Origin of the sequence: Labrenzia sp. THAF191a (genome assembly GCF_009363335.1) — a bacterium.
In the GTDB taxonomy this organism is placed as follows: Bacteria; Pseudomonadota; Alphaproteobacteria; order Rhizobiales; family Stappiaceae; genus Roseibium; species Roseibium algicola.
The window spans coordinates 402987-417244 of the sequence record NZ_CP045333.1 but is presented as its reverse complement, the minus strand read 5'-3'; the positions used below and the strand labels follow the sequence as shown (position 1 = coordinate 417244).

Genomic DNA, 14258 nt, shown 5'->3' with positions numbered 1-14258 from the left:
GCAAGGGACACCTCCGGAAATATATCTCGAACCGTGTCGGGCAAAGCGGGCACTGTCATGATGGAAACGAGGCCTAAAGACGGCGCCTGCCTGCGTTTTTCACATCGGGCGCCGTGGGGAAGTCTGGCAGGCGACGACTTGAAAAGTCCCGCTTGAATGGGGTTCTTCTGGTCGGTCGAGAGCCGCGTCGAAAGTGGACCCGACAGGTGGCACCGGTTTCTGGAGTAGCGTTCAGGTGGGAATGCGAACCCGGGCGTCGACACGCCTTTCACCAAAAGCCCTGTCCTGCGGCATTTGGACTGCCCTCGGGTCGTCGAACAGGAATTCGGAGATTCTCGACATCAACCTGATGCGTGTGTGTCTGTTGCCTTCGTGAAATCCGATATCATTAAGCCCTCTCACATAGGCTTGGAATGTCGGGTCCGGGGCGTTGTCCTTCGGTGGCTTGAAATAGAGCTCACCTTGTCCGAACGCAGGCTGATAGCCGAAAAACGCCAGGCCAAGCAGTTCGCGCGCCAGCACACGCGGGTTCTGGAATGATGCTTTCCTGTTGGTTTGTCTGTCCGTGTACTGTCCGAAGGTCCAGAACATGCCGGCGTTCCGGTTCATGAACTCCTTCCAGTGGTTCTTTTGATAGTCCACGGTTCCCTTCACAAGGTGCTCTGCATTTCTCCGGTTGGTTACATGCGGCAGAATCTTCTGCAGTTTCGGGACCTCTTCGTCCAGCAAATCCTCGCCGCACTGGCGAAAAAGGCCGGCCTCAGCGGTTTCCAGCGTCAGACTGAAGGTCTTGTGGGCAGTGATCGCACCGATGATGAGTGCATCGTTTAGAAGAGGCGTCCACTTCTTTTCACTTAGGATGGCGCCTCCTGTGACGGGCACGGAAGGGATGATATTCTTGTCCGCGTCCGTGTGCGTGCCCTTGCCTTCGTTGCGGGCTCTTTGTTCCGTCTGGACATGCTTCCTGGTTACGTCTTCCTGGATGCCGCTGGCAGCCGTCACACCGAAGTTTGCGATCAGGTTTTTGCACATCCGGATACCGGTGCCGCCAAGCAAGGTGTATGGCAATCGGTTATTTGCGGCAGCCCTGTAGAGATTGTAAGCAGCCTGGCAAAACTGGTCCATTTTGTCCCGATCCTGCCAGTTGGACCAGCTTTGAACCCACGCGTTGTCGTCCCAGTATCGCTGCCAGTGAGGTTCAACCGCTGCTTTGAAGGCGTCGTAGTCTGCGTACATGTTCACGTTCTCCACGATGTGGCCATGCTTGCGGCCGCACAAAAGGGATCAGGCGCACGCTTTGCTGTGTGCCGGTTTCAGTTTCAGGTGTTGGTTGGCTGGCTTGTGTCACCGGGTATTGAGCAGGCGCTTTCGGCTGCGAGCACCCGGCCGCACAAGCTTTTGCGTCTCTGGCAGACAATTTGATGGAAGAGGGGCCAAATGGCCAGTGACGCCCGTCACTGCGCTCGCATGGGCCTTGAAGTGGTCAACGCTGGGTCTTGTCGAGAAATGGCGAACTCTTGCCGGTCATTTCCATGCCGAACATTCACTCGACAGGCGGAGCGGGACAAAGTCGGCAATGTCCTGCCGACGGAAGTCAGGGGGCGTCATAAGAACATCAAAAGGTTCGATGACCGGCCTCTCAATGAATAAGCCCCGCCGGTTGGCGGGGCTTATTGTTTTCAGGCAACTGCCAGAGGACTAACTCTTGTCGTCGGGAGCTGGCTTCTTGCGTTTGAAGAGCGCCCCCAGATTGTCCCAGAGCTCCACCTTGGCTCCCTGACGGCGCATGATCACATACTGCTGCGTCACGGACAGGGTGTTGTTCCATGCCCAGTAGATCACCAGACCGGCCGGGAAAGAGGCCAGCATGAAGGTGAAGATCACGGGCATCCAGGTGAAAATCATCTGCTGGGTCGGATCGGGCGGAGCCGGGTTCATCTTCATCTGGATGAACATGGTGATCCCCATGATCAGCGGCCAGACGCCCAGCATCAGCATCTGCGGCGGATCCCAGGGGATCAGGCCGAACAGGTTGAAGATGGTGGTCGGGTCCGGTGCCGAAAGATCCTGGATCCAGCCGAAGAACGGTGCGTGGCGCATTTCGATGGTGACGTACAGCACCTTGTAGAGTGCGAAGAACACCGGGATCTGCACCAGGATCGGCAGACAGCCGGCCAGCGGGTTGATCTTCTCTTTCTTGTAGAGCTCCATCAACGCCTGTTGCTGCTTCTGCCGGTCGTCGGAATATTTCTCCCGAATTTCCGTCATCTGCGGCTGCACGAGCTTCATCTTGCTCATGGAGACGTAGGACTTGTTGGCGAGCGGGAAGAAGATCAGCTTGACGATAACGGTGACGACCAGGATGGCGACACCGAAGTTGCCGAACAGGTGGAAGAACCAGTCGATCGCGAAGAACATCGGTTTGGTGAGGAAGTAGAACCAGCCCCAGTCGATGAGGAGTTCGAACCGTTCGATACCGAGCGCTTCCTCGTAACCGTCGAGAACCTTGGTTTCCTTGGCGCCGGCAAACAGATACGAGCTGCTTTCGCCGGTCGCACCGCCTGCAATGGTCACACCGTTGCCGAGATAGTCGGCCTGGAAGACGTCGGTGGTGGCGGAGTGGCTGAAGCCCGGCTGGAATTCCTGACCCGGGGTCGGGATGAGCGTCGCGGCCCAGTACTTGTCGGTGATGCCGAGCCAGCCCTGGTCGACCTTGGACGGCCGGATGGAGCCTTCTTCCATCAGATCGTCGTAATCGACTTCCTTGAGGCCGTCCGCGCCGAAGACGCCGAGCAGGCCTTCATGGAGAATGTAGATGCCGTTGGTTTCCGGCATGCCCTTGCGAGCGATCAGTCCGTAGGGATAAAGCGTTACCGCGTCGGCGCCGGTGTTTTCGACCGCCTGATTGACGGTGAACATGTAGTTGTCGTCGACAGAGAACGTCCGCTTGAAGATGAGGCCAGCACCATTGTCCCAGGACAGTGTCACGGGTGTCGACGGGGTCAGTGTCGTCTCGCCGTCGATGGACCAGATGGTATCTGGGCCGGGCAGGGCGATGTTCGAACCCGGATCGCCGACCCAGCCGTAATCAGCGTAGTAGGGCTTGGGGCTGCCGGACGGTGAGAACAGCACGATGGTCGGGCTGCTCTTGTCGACGGTCTCGTGATAGTCCTTCAGCCGGATATCGTCGAGGCGGCCGCCTTTCAGATTGAGCGACCCTTCAAGGCTGGGCGTATCGATGGTCACGCGCTGGGAAGCGGCAAGCGCAGTATCCCGGTTGGCAAAGGCGGCCTGTTGCCCGGCCGCCGGTGCCGCGGTGTTGGCGCCCTGCGAACCGGTCGGTTGCGGTGCATCCGGGTTTGTTGTGCCGGTCGCGGCCTTTTGAGCGGCCTCCTGCTGGGCCTGAAGTTCGGCCTGCTGGCGTTCCAACTGAGGCGCGGCAACGAAATATTGCCAGCCGAGCAGAACAATCAGGGACAGAACGATCGCGAGAATCGTGTTGCGGTTTTCAGAAATCAACTGGATTTACCCCTGTTTCCTGCGCTGTTTCGATTGGGCTGCGAGCCCTGCCGGCGCGGTTTTCCCCGTCCGCGCGGCGTTTGCGGATCCAGCACCTGGCTCAGGCCAGACTTAAGGTCTGCAACGATTTTTTCAAAGGGAAGAGTGAGTGCGCTGTCGCGAGCGACAAGCACGAAATCCGCCTTTTGCGGGATATCTTCGGGCGCAAGTTCGGCCACGGCGGCTCGAAGCCTCCGCTTTATGCGGCTGCGCATAACCGAATTGCCGGTTTTCTTGGTAACCGTGTAGCCAACCCGCGACGCGTCGTCGCTGTCGCGGTTCAAGCCCTGAACGACAAAAGCGCGCCGGCCCAGCCGGCCGCCTTTGGCGACCGCCAGGAATTCGGAGCGCTTTTTCAAATTGTCCATAGCGGCGGATTGGTGTTGGCAGTCGCCGCCAACCCGGCGCACTGCGGGCTGGTCGCCGATTAGGCGCTGAGGCTCTTGCGACCCTTCGCGCGGCGACGAGCAAGCACCTGACGACCATTCTTGGTGGCCATACGTGCGCGGAAGCCGTGGCGACGCTTGCGGACAAGACGGCTCGGTTGATACGTACGCTTCATTGTTCTTCCCCGCGCGGCTAAGAGCGCGGCCCTTGTTCATTTTTTAAATTCTTTGGAGGAAGCACCCGAAGCGCCATGAAGAGCGCGGCTTTTCCAGCCTTGGGTCCGAATGCATGTCCCGGTCGAGCGCGCTTATAAGGGCCATGCCGCCTCAAGTCAACTTTGCACGCCTAAGATTCTGCGTTTTCCTTTCGATCACGCACAGGTGAACCTGAAACGGGCAAGCGTCACTTATCAGTGAAGCACAGTTCTTTTTACGAGGTTTAAGGTACATCTGCCTATCAGAACAAAAAAGCAGGGCGCCCCTGCGACAAGAAGCGAGCTGATGGAAGAGTGGATGCTGGGTGACGAGGCCAACAGGATGACGCCGCCGAAGGACACGGGGCAGACCGGCGGAAAGACGCAGGAACGCACGGCAGCCGAAAGGCTCAGAAAGTGGCTTCCACTGGCGGTTCTCGCAGGCCTGATGGTGCTCGGATTCGCGCTTGGCCTGCACAAGCAGCTGACCTTGTCGAACCTCATCATGCAGCGGCAGGACCTTGCTGGCTATGTCGAGCAGAACCTGGTGCTCGCCATTCTCGCCTATGTGGCCATCTATACCGTGGCGGTCGCCCTGTCGTTTCCCGGGGCATCCTTGCTGACCATCGCGGGCGGTTTTCTGTTTGGCTGGGTAATTGGCGGTGTCGCAACGGTTCTGGGCGCGACGATCGGCGCCTGCGCCGTCTTTCTTGTTGCAAGATCCTCCTTCGGTGAGGTGCTCACCAATCGGGCCGGCCCCTTCCTTGCCCGTCTGGCCGAAGGGTTTCGCAAGGATGCGTTTCACTACCTCCTGTTCCTGCGGCTGACACCGGTATTCCCTTTCTGGCTGGTCAACATCGCCCCGGCAATCTTCAAGATGCCGTTGCCCTCCTACACGCTTGCAACGTTTGTCGGCATCATTCCGGGCACCTTTGCCTTCACCTTCATCGGTTCCGGCCTCGACAGTGTCATCGCGGCACAGGAAGCTGCCAACCCCGGCTGCGCGGCGTCCGGAACCTGTCAGATCGACGTTGCTGCCTTGGTAACACCACAGCTGCTGGCGGCGTTTTTTGCACTCGGAATCGCCAGCCTCATTCCGGTGATCTTGAAAAAAGTCCGCAATCGTTAAACTTTCCGCCAGTTTCCTGCCGAATCGGAGCCCGTCATGGCCAATTTGCTGACCCCGGACATTTGCGTGATTGGCGCAGGCTCCGCCGGCCTGTCCGTTGCCGCGGCCGCTGCGGCCTTTGGCGTCGAGGTGGTGCTGATCGAAAAGGGGCTCATGGGCGGCGATTGCCTCAACTACGGCTGTGTGCCCTCCAAGGCGCTTCTGGCCGCCGCCAGGGCCGCGCATACGCAGGAAGCTGCGAGCCGGTTCGGAGTGCATGGCGACAAGCCGAAAGTCGACTTTGCCGAAGCGAACGATCATGTCCGCAAGGTCATCGCCGCCATCGAGCCACATGATTCCCAGGAACGCTTCGAAGGCCTCGGCGTCACCGTCCTGCGCGAGACGGCAAGGTTCACCGGAACCGACGAGGTGTTGGCCGGTGCGTTCCGTATCAAGGCCCGGCGTTTTGTCATCGCAACGGGTTCCTCCGCTTTCGTTCCGCCCATACCGGGCCTCGAGGACGTTCCCTATCTGACCAACGAAACCCTGTTCCAGTTGCGCAATCGTCCGGAGCATCTGGCGATTATCGGCGGCGGGCCAATCGGTCTTGAAATGGCGCAGGCCCACCGGCGTCTTGGTTCGAAAGTCACCGTGTTCGAAGCGCAGAAGGCTCTTGGCAAGGACGATCCGGAACTGGCGGCTTTGGTGCTGGATACCCTGCGTGCCGAAGGCATAGACATTCTGGAAGAAACGGCTGTCGAAAAGGTTGGACGATCCGGTGCGGGACTGGCGATCAGTGCGAAGGAGGCGGATGGAAAGCCGGTGACGGTGGAGGCCTCTCATCTGCTTGTGGCGACCGGCCGTGCGCCCAACGTCGACGGTCTCGGCCTGGAAGAAGCTGGCATCGATCATGACCGGAAAGGCATTGCTGTCGACAAGGGTTTGCGAACGAGCAACCGGCGCGTCTATGCCATTGGCGACGTTGCCGGCGGTCTGCAGTTTACGCATGTCGCCGGCTATCAGGCAGGTCTTGCGATTCGCTCCATCCTGTTCCGGCTGCCGGTCTCCATGACCAGCGACATCGTGCCCTGGGTTACCTACACAACGCCGGAACTTGGTCATGTCGGCCTGAGCGAAGCCGAGGCCCGCTCGCGCTATGGCGACAAGGTCAAGGTGCTGACGGCGGACTATTCCGGCAATGACAGGGCCCAGGCAGAAGGCCTCACGAAGGGCCGCCTTAAGCTGATTGCCGGGCCGCGCGGCAGGCTGCTTGGCGCGGATATCGCGGGTGCCCAGGCAGGAGAGGTCATCAATCTTCTGTCGCTCGCCCTGTCGAAGAAGATGACCATGAAGGACCTTGCCGGGTTCATCGCGCCCTATCCGACACTGGGTGAACTCGTGCGCCGTGCGGCAATTTCTTACTATGCGGAAGCGCCCAAAAATGCTTGGCTGCGCAAAGTGATCGGTTTCCTGCGTCTGTTCGGGTGACCGCTGGTGCCGTCTGTTTTAGAGAAGCTGTGGTACCATCGCTGATGCGGGGCCGGGGCCTTGGGATTTGGAAAGACGTGACATGAAACATGAGGGCGCGCCGCAAGGATCGGCTGTCCCGCAAGAACCCGCCGCCACGCCCGCTTCTCCCGGCGATGGCTTCGGGCATTATCGATTTGGCGGCCTGTCAGGCAAACTCCTGTTGATGACGGTGCTTTTCGTGATGCTTGCGGAAATCCTCATCTATGTGCCCTCGATCGCCAATTTTCGAAACACCTGGCTCACGGACCGGCTGACCACGGCAGGTGTCGCGGCCTCTGTGCTTGCGGAAACCAACACCATCGCCCCGCGTCTTCAGGAAGAACTGCTGCGCACAACCGGTGCTCTAGCGATTTCCCTCGACGAAGGCTCGCGGCGCAGCCTGATCGCCATGAGCAATGTGCCGGGCGAGATGGACTTCGTTGTCGACATGGCCGAAGTCACCCCCTGGTCGGCCATCCTGCACAGTTTCGAGATCCTCACCTATCGTGGCGACGGCGCCATGCGTATCATCGGTGCCGGCCAGATGGGCCATACCGAGCATGTCGATGTCGTCCTGCCCGTGCGCCTCCTGCAACAGGACATGCTGGCCTTCTCCGGCCGCATTCTTGCACTGTCGCTGGTGATTTCGATCATCACCGCCAGCCTTGTCTACATCACCCTCAGGGCATTGTTCATCCGGCCGCTGCGCCGCCTGACGCGCTCCATGGAACGGTTTGCCGAAAGCCCGGAAGATACTTCGCGCATCATGTCGATTTCCGGCCGCCGCGACGAGCTCGGCGACGCCGAAATCCGTCTGGCGGGCATGGAGGAGGCTCTTTCAAGGGCGCTTCATCAAAAGCAGAGGCTTGCTGACCTCGGTCTGGCCGTTTCCAAGATCAATCACGACCTCCGCAACCTGCTGGCCTCTGCGCAGCTGTTTCTGGAGCGCCTGGAGCATGTGCCGGACCCGACGGTCAAGCGCCTTGCCCCCAAGATCCTGGCAACACTCGACAGGGCGGTCGGTTACACTCAGGCGGTGATGTCCTACGGCAAGGCCCAGGAACGGGCACCGCAGCGCCGTCTGTTGGCTCTGAGGCGTGTCGGTGACGACGTGGCGGACGTGCTGGGTCTCGTGGATCATGCCACGGTGCGTTTCGACAACAAGGTGCCGGTGGAAATCGAGATCGACGCCGATCCGGAACAGATCTTCCGTGTGATGCTCAATCTCGTCCGCAATGCCTTTCAGGCGCTGGAGGCGGAAAAGGACGAAACGCTGGTCCGCCGGATCACCATCGAGGCCGAGCGTGAGGGCACATGTGTCCGAGTTCGGGTTTCAGACACGGGGCCGGGCATTCCGGACAATATCCGCAAGGCACTGTTCAGGGCATTTCACAGCGGTTCGAAAAACGGCGGCGTCGGTCTCGGGCTGGCGATTGTCGCCGAATTGCTCAAGGCGCATGGCGGATCGGTGCGGCTGGAAGACAACCGGACCGGCACATGTTTCTGTTTCGAGGTTCCCGACCGCAAGCCGTGAGCGGGAAGGGCGATCTTATTCACCGCTAAGTCTCGAGGAGTTCTGCGGCTTTCCGAACTGTGTGACAGTTCTTTGAAAAAAAGTTCAAAAAGGTTCTTGCAATCCCCATCGGACCGCAGTAGGTAAGCGCCCTGTCCGGGGCACACGACACGCCCCGCAGCGCCAAGACCGGTCATCGGCAGGTTCAACCGAGATGACAAGATCTTCGCAAATACGCACCGGTAGCTCAGCTGGATAGAGCACCAGACTACGAATCTGGGGGTCGGGGGTTCGAATCCTCCCCGGTGCGCCACTTTTCCTGCACCATCAGTATTTGATCTGCTTGCACCTGTGTGCATTGCGCTGAAGCGTTGTCGGCCTGTCTGGACAGCTTCCAGGAAGCAACTTCAGCATTTGCCGTCTTTGCAACGGCTACATTCGTGCATCGGGTTCCTGCTTTCCATGCGATGGACCGGACAGGTTCTCGGGGGCGTCAATCTCGTGTGAAGGCCAGGTTGTCAGCGGGTGGTTTGCCGAATCCCAACATGCCTGATCCGGGAAATCGGATCTTGGGTCCGATGACACGCGCCGCATGTTCTTGGGCTGGTGATTACGGTCGCCCGGCTTGGGTGGTCCCTATTACTAGGGGCCGTTTGGGGTCATTTCATAAGAATTGGAAGAAATAAAAGTCTCAAAATATTTTGATGTTTGATTATTATTGTAAAATGTGTATGCTGAAAATTAGGAAAATAAGTGCGGCACAAAATATAAATCAATCTTACCGCCTGTTTTGTCATAAAAACTCAAAGTACATAAGTGTATTTTTTCCTTGTCAGGGTGCTGCTTAGGCCTGCGCCCTCCCTGGACAAGTGTGCCCGCGAAATCGGTCATGACACGTTTGGCGGCGCAGATGTTTACCGCTTGCCGTCACGCATTTGGCCTCGTCGGATCAAGGACAATTTACGGAAGCGGCCACCGTATGCCGGTTGAACGGGCCGATACACGTATCTGTCGATAGCGTGGCGTCACTTGGCGGATCTCGGCCGGCGAATACTTCAAATCAAAGGATACCCAATCATGATGACCAGGAAAACGGTCACGAATACCAGCCACGGCAGAGTCTCGGGTGGCTCTTCAGACCACAGTTTCAGGATAGGGCAGGCCGTGCGCCTGAAAAACGTGTTCGGTGGCAAGGGCATGTCCGGCCTGACGTATCGTGTGACAGGCAGGTTGCCTGCTCGCGATGGCATGCCGCAGTATCGCATACAGTCCGATGGGGAAGCGTACGAGCGCATGACCACGCAGGATCAACTTGAAGCGGTTGGCGAAGCAGCTTCTGGTTCCAGTTCGACGCTGCTTGAAAAAACATTCGGTTCAAGCCACCGTTAGGCTGCTGGAGAACCGGTTTCGCTCATCAGCGAGAAGAGGTGTTCCTCATCTGTCAGTGCCTGATGATCCAGGAACAGGAAACGTGGTGGAGCTGGTCGAATTTGCGTCTGATGGCGATCTATTAGACGGGCTGCCCAGATCCCGTCTCAGGGCTTTTCTTTCGACGTGTTGGCGCGAAACCTACCAGGAACAATTGGGTAGCGACACTGCCACTGCGATGGTCGAATCCCTTGCCGGAGAAGATCTGGGTGGCATTCTGCCTGCGACGGATGAACGGGTGGTCCTCGCGTTTCATGACGACCGGATCGTCGGAAGCTGCGTCTACGCAGCTCGCGGGGCAATTGTCTATGTCTGGGGCTGTTACATCAGCCAGGCGTTCCAGAGATCGGGGACCGGACGCAGATTGATCCGGCATGTTCAGCGTGAAGGTTCGAGCGCAAGGCGGCTGCAGGTCACGGTGCTATGCGCCAGCACAGGCGCGATCGCCTTTTACGGATCTTTGGGATTTGCAGTTGTGGAACACGTAGAATACGAGCTCTTTCCCGGTTGCAGGGAGCCGGCGCAGGTCATGGAACTGGCGACCGCCTGACGGTGGGCCATGGTTCCGGGGCTTTGGCCGGAGAAGCAGAAGCGAACGCCAAACGGCAATCAGGGGCGGTCCATATTGAATGCCCGTTTCACTCGCCTTGCAGACAGTGCCCGCAAGAAACCCTGGGAAAAAGAGAAATGAAACCTGGCGTCAGGCTTTGGTCACAAAGGGTTTGCGGGGTTTTGTCGGGGCTGACTTGCCCTTGGCGGTATTCGTGGCGGAAGCCGCCTGCTTGTCCTGGCTCGCCAGTCTTGCAGCTTTCAGTCGGGCCGTCTTGGCGTCGCGGGCAGATGTCTCTGCCTCATTGATTTCACGCGCGACCCGACGGGTTGTTTCCGCTTTGCTTTCCGCAGTTTCCCGTCGTGTGCGAAGGGGGCTTTCATTATCCTTGGACGAAGTCATCTGCGCGTCTCCAACCGTTCACTGGTGGTAATTGCAAAAAAGGCCGGGAGTTACCCCGGCCTTTTCCATTCATCCTGCTGCCCGGTGCCAGTGCATCCGTGGTCACCGAACAGAGTTGGATGCAGAATTAGACTTCCTGAAGGTTGTCAGCAGCGGACTTGCCGGAACGGCGGTCCTGGACAACTTCAAAGCTGACCTTCTGGCCTTCGACCAGGCTGCGCATGCCTGCGCGCTCTACAGCGGAGATGTGCACGAACACGTCGGCAGCGCCATCTTCCGGCTGAATGAAGCCAAAGCCTTTGGTGGTGTTGAAGAATTTTACGGTACCTACTGGCATAACGATTTCCTTTCAATCGGTCATGGTAGTTTGCGCGCCTCACGGTATGCGGGGCGGCGCGGTTAGGTCGACGTTGATGGGAAGATCGTTCAGAACACGGTAAACCGCGCAGTCACAAAGTTCGACAAACAATATCGATAACTGTTACCTAAGTTGAAACCGTGTCCAAAACAAGGCGCTTTTCCTGTTTCTTTGAAAAGAATTTTTGCGACGACGAAACTTAGCAATAATAATTCGTTTTGATCCGATTTCAGGATCGTTTTGGCGGGTGATGGGTCATCTCGGCCGGGTGCAGGCCCAGGGGCAATAACGGAATTTCGGTTAATGGACGTAGAACCTGGCAATTGGCGAAGGCGCCGGCGGTCGTTCTGACAGGTTTGTTTTACCAGCCTTCTTTTAGGTGCTACAAAGACGCGAAGTGTTTTTCCAAAGTGAGTTCAGAGACATACATGTCCCAGGCGCTGGAAATTTCGCTCCTTGGGGAACTGCGCGTCAGGGCCATGGGGCAGGAAATTGTTCTGCCGGCCTCCAAGAAGGCACGGGCGCTTCTTGCGTTTCTGGTCGCGACAGGGCGGCCGCATCGGCGTGAGCGATTGTGTGAGCTGTTCTGGGACCTTCCGGACGATCCGAAAGCGGCGCTGCGCTGGGCGCTCAGCAAGCTGCGGCGGGCGGTCGATACGCCGGACCGGCTGCGTATCATCGCCGACCGCGAGCGCGTCCAGTTCGATGCCGAGGGCATCGGTATCGACATTCTCGATATTCACGCAAGGCTTCGGAACCAGGCAGGGTTGCTTGGCGTCACCGAGCTTGAGGACATGGCCACGCGGCTCGGGAACATGTTGCTGGACGGGCTGGACGGTGCCGGCGACGAGGCTTTCGATGCCTGGCTGACGGCTGAACGTGAAGACGTCCATCTGGCACAGGTGGAAGTTTACAAGCGTCTGGCGACCCACAGGGATATTGGCCCGGCTGCCAGTCGGAAGTGGCAGCGACTGTGGCTGGAAGCCGACCCGGAAGGCGCAGAGGCGCACCAGCGGATGCGAAGTGACACGCCGCCGGCAGGCCTTCAGCGGGTCACATCGACCTCCGGTCTTTCGTCTGACCACGTCGTGCTTGCCGAGACGAGTTCGGCCGACCCGGCAGACAGGGTTCGCAAGGCCCGTGCCCATGCGCTCAGGGCGCAGAACATCGGATTTTGCGATGTGGCAGACGGCACCAGGATCGCCTATGCCAGCATCGGGGCCGGTCCACCCATTCTGAAGGCGGCCAATTGGCTGAACCACCTGGAGTTCGACTGGTCGAGCCCGATCTGGGGCAGAAGCTTTGCAGAGCTTTCCCGCGGCCGCACGTTCATCCGCTACGACGAGAGAGGCTGCGGTCTGTCCGACTGGGATGTGGACGATCTCGGGTTCGACGCCTTTGTCGAGGATCTTGAGGTCGTTGCCGATACCCTGGGGCTGGAACGGTTTCCGCTGGTGGGCATCTCTCAGGGCTGTGCCGTGTCGGTTGAATACGCCGTGCGTCATCCCGAGCGCGTTTCCGGACTGATCCTGATCAGTGGATATGCTGCCGGCTGGCGATATCTGGCCTCACCGGAGGAACAGGCCCGGCGTGAGGCGGTGATCACGCTGACGGAACTTGGCTGGGGGACGGATAATCCGGCCTATCGGCATATTTTCTCGCAAACCTTCATGCCGGATGCCAACGCGGAAACCCTGGACTGGTTCGACGATTTTCAGCGTCAGACAACCTCGCCGAAAAACGCGGCGCGGTTTCAGGAAGCCTTCGGCCGTATCGATGTCCGCCACCGCCTTGGGCAGGTAAAGGCGCCGACAATCGTTTTGCACTCCAGATACGATCAGCGCATTCCGCTGGAACTCGGCCAGGCTGTTGCGGCAGGCATCCCGGGGGCGCAATTCGTGGCACTGGAAAGCCGAAATCACATTCTGGTCGATCAGGAACCTGCCTGGCAGGTGTGCCTTGGTGCCATCCATCGCTTTCTTGAAGAAAACGGCATCTGATTTTGGCTCTTGCCGGAAGCGCATTCCGGCGGGGCAGAACCGGGATATGATCTCCGTGCTCTGCCCGCCTTGCCGGCAAATGTCTCGTGTCAGGCGAATGGTCAGCGGCTAATGAACGGAGAGGAGCACTGCAGGCGCGAGCCTTGCCCGGACCGGAACGTGTTGTCGGAAACACGATAGGAGTTGTAGCGGCCAAAGCACCAGTCGATATGCCGCGTCACAACCGCATCACGAGCGCCAAAAGCCCATTGGTGCTGATAGCCCTTGTGGTTGCTTTTTCCATAGCCCCCGGCAAAGGCGGCAGGGGCGAAGGTCGTGGTTGCCAGGGCTGCGGAGGCAACGGCGGTGAAGATGGTTTTCCTGAGCATCTGGATCTCCTTTGGCTTGGTGAAGGCGAAGCGGTGTTCGCCTGTCCCTCTTACCTAGGAAAGATCATTCGCCGGGGCCTGTGACGCGCGACACTGCCCCGACATCGGCTGTCTGATGACGGCCAGCGCGTCCCGAGTTCTGGCCAAAACGGCTCCCGTGTTCCTCACACGAAGTCCGCGACGTCCTCCAGGCCTTCCCGGTTCCGGATGATCAGCCAGCCTTCCTTGAGGTCGATCAGGTCTGCTTTCTGGAACTTGCGCAGGCATCGGTTCACCGTCTCTCGCGTATTGCCGATCATCTCTGCGATTTCCGACTGGGAGAGCGACAGTTTGGTCAGCGGCTTCTCTTCAGTGCCGGGAGCGGTCACGGTGATGCGGAGAAGCAGGCGGGCGAGACGTTCCGGCAGACCGAGAAAACCGATTTCCATCATCCGTTCGTCCGACCGGCGAACGCGCTGGCAAAGCAACTCGATCAGCCGGATGGAAAGAGCCGGATCGCGATTGAGCACTTCAATCAGAGACCGTCGTTCGACCACGACCAGCTTGCAGTTGGTCAAGGCGCGCACGTTTGCTGACCTCTCGCCGCCATCGAGCAGGGCGATTTCACCGAAGATGTCGCCCGGATGCAGTTCCGACAAGGTGACATCGCGGGCGCTGGGCGTCGGCATGCTGACGCGCACCGAGCCTTCCGCAATTGCCATCATGCTTTGCCCCGGCGTTCCCATGTCGAAAATGATATCGCCTGCGGTGTAGCGTTTGACATGTGCGAAAGCGGCCAGATCCTTGCGGCTTTCGTCATCCAGCGCTTCGAAAATAAAGCTCTGTCCCAGGAGCTTTTCCTTATTCAAACTCTCTTCGGTAGCCATATTCTCTCTTTCTCGTGT

Annotated in this window: 14 protein-coding genes and 1 tRNA gene; 7 read left to right on the top strand and 8 right to left on the bottom strand. The window is 58.9% G+C overall.

The features are described 5' to 3' along the window. Positions 1-231 precede the first annotated feature (231 nt). The 4 genes from FIV05_RS01920 to rpmH all read right to left on the bottom strand — a co-directional run bounded on the left by FIV05_RS01920 (position 232) and on the right by rpmH (position 4120). Positions 232-1236 carry a hypothetical protein gene (locus tag FIV05_RS01920; RefSeq protein ID WP_152508490.1) on the bottom strand — a complete coding sequence of 335 codons (1005 nt, stop codon included), beginning with the start codon at positions 1234-1236 and terminating at the stop codon, positions 232-234. Positions 1237-1698: 462 nt separating this feature from the next. After that, complete coding sequence (gene yidC, locus FIV05_RS01915) at positions 1699-3519, bottom strand: membrane protein insertase YidC (protein ID WP_173013749.1); 1821 nt, start codon at positions 3517-3519, stop codon at positions 1699-1701. Then, positions 3516-3926, bottom strand: a complete 411-nt coding sequence (rnpA, locus tag FIV05_RS01910) for a ribonuclease P protein component (protein ID WP_152508489.1) — start codon at positions 3924-3926, stop codon at positions 3516-3518. Before rnpA ends, yidC begins: the two co-directional genes overlap by 4 nt. Before the next feature lie 59 nt (positions 3927-3985). Then, positions 3986-4120, bottom strand: coding sequence for a 50S ribosomal protein L34 (rpmH, locus tag FIV05_RS01905; protein ID WP_006934271.1), 135 nt, complete (start codon positions 4118-4120; stop codon positions 3986-3988). Positions 4121-4445: 325 nt separating this feature from the next. On the opposite strand from rpmH, the gene FIV05_RS01900 reads away from it, so the two are divergent. From FIV05_RS01900 to FIV05_RS01875, 6 genes are all read left to right on the top strand, one after another. Continuing rightward, positions 4446-5267: a TVP38/TMEM64 family protein gene (locus tag FIV05_RS01900; protein WP_023002253.1), complete on the top strand. Its 822-nt coding sequence runs from the start codon at positions 4446-4448 to the stop codon at positions 5265-5267. A 36-nt stretch (positions 5268-5303) separates the two neighbouring features. Next, a complete protein-coding gene (locus FIV05_RS01895) occupies positions 5304-6734 on the top strand; it encodes an FAD-dependent oxidoreductase (RefSeq protein ID WP_152508488.1) in 1431 nt (476 codons plus the stop codon). An 82-nt stretch (positions 6735-6816) separates the two neighbouring features. Further along, complete coding sequence (locus FIV05_RS01890) at positions 6817-8289, top strand: HAMP domain-containing sensor histidine kinase (protein ID WP_152508487.1); 1473 nt, start codon at positions 6817-6819, stop codon at positions 8287-8289. Positions 8290-8504: 215 nt separating this feature from the next. Next, positions 8505-8581, top strand: a tRNA-Arg gene (locus FIV05_RS01885). Positions 8582-9345: 764 nt separating this feature from the next. Continuing rightward, positions 9346-9657, top strand: a complete 312-nt coding sequence (locus FIV05_RS01880) for a hypothetical protein (protein WP_286202249.1) — start codon at positions 9346-9348, stop codon at positions 9655-9657. Positions 9658-9850: 193 nt separating this feature from the next. After that, positions 9851-10246, top strand: a complete 396-nt coding sequence (locus tag FIV05_RS01875) for a GNAT family N-acetyltransferase (protein WP_152508486.1) — start codon at positions 9851-9853, stop codon at positions 10244-10246. A 150-nt stretch (positions 10247-10396) separates the two neighbouring features. Here FIV05_RS01875 and FIV05_RS01870 read toward each other — a convergent pair whose 3' ends face one another. Next, positions 10397-10648, bottom strand: a complete 252-nt coding sequence (locus FIV05_RS01870; RefSeq protein ID WP_152508485.1) for a hypothetical protein — start codon at positions 10646-10648, stop codon at positions 10397-10399. Positions 10649-10775: 127 nt separating this feature from the next. After that, positions 10776-10985, bottom strand: a complete 210-nt coding sequence (locus FIV05_RS01865) for a cold-shock protein (protein WP_023002246.1) — start codon at positions 10983-10985, stop codon at positions 10776-10778. Between the two features lie 449 nt (positions 10986-11434). Here FIV05_RS01865 and FIV05_RS01860 point away from each other — a divergent pair, with 449 nt between their 5' ends. Further along, positions 11435-13006, top strand: a complete 1572-nt coding sequence (locus FIV05_RS01860) for an alpha/beta hydrolase (protein ID WP_152508484.1) — start codon at positions 11435-11437, stop codon at positions 13004-13006. Positions 13007-13107: 101 nt separating this feature from the next. Here the strand turns inward: FIV05_RS01860 and FIV05_RS01855 are convergent, their stop codons facing one another. Further along, positions 13108-13374 carry a BA14K family protein gene (locus FIV05_RS01855; RefSeq protein WP_152508483.1) on the bottom strand — a complete coding sequence of 89 codons (267 nt, stop codon included), beginning with the start codon at positions 13372-13374 and terminating at the stop codon, positions 13108-13110. 164 nt (positions 13375-13538) lie between these two features. Beyond that, positions 13539-14222 (bottom strand): Crp/Fnr family transcriptional regulator, encoded by a 684-nt coding sequence (locus tag FIV05_RS01850; protein ID WP_286202248.1) that lies wholly within the window; start codon positions 14220-14222, stop codon positions 13539-13541. Between the last annotated feature and the right edge of the window lie 36 nt (positions 14223-14258).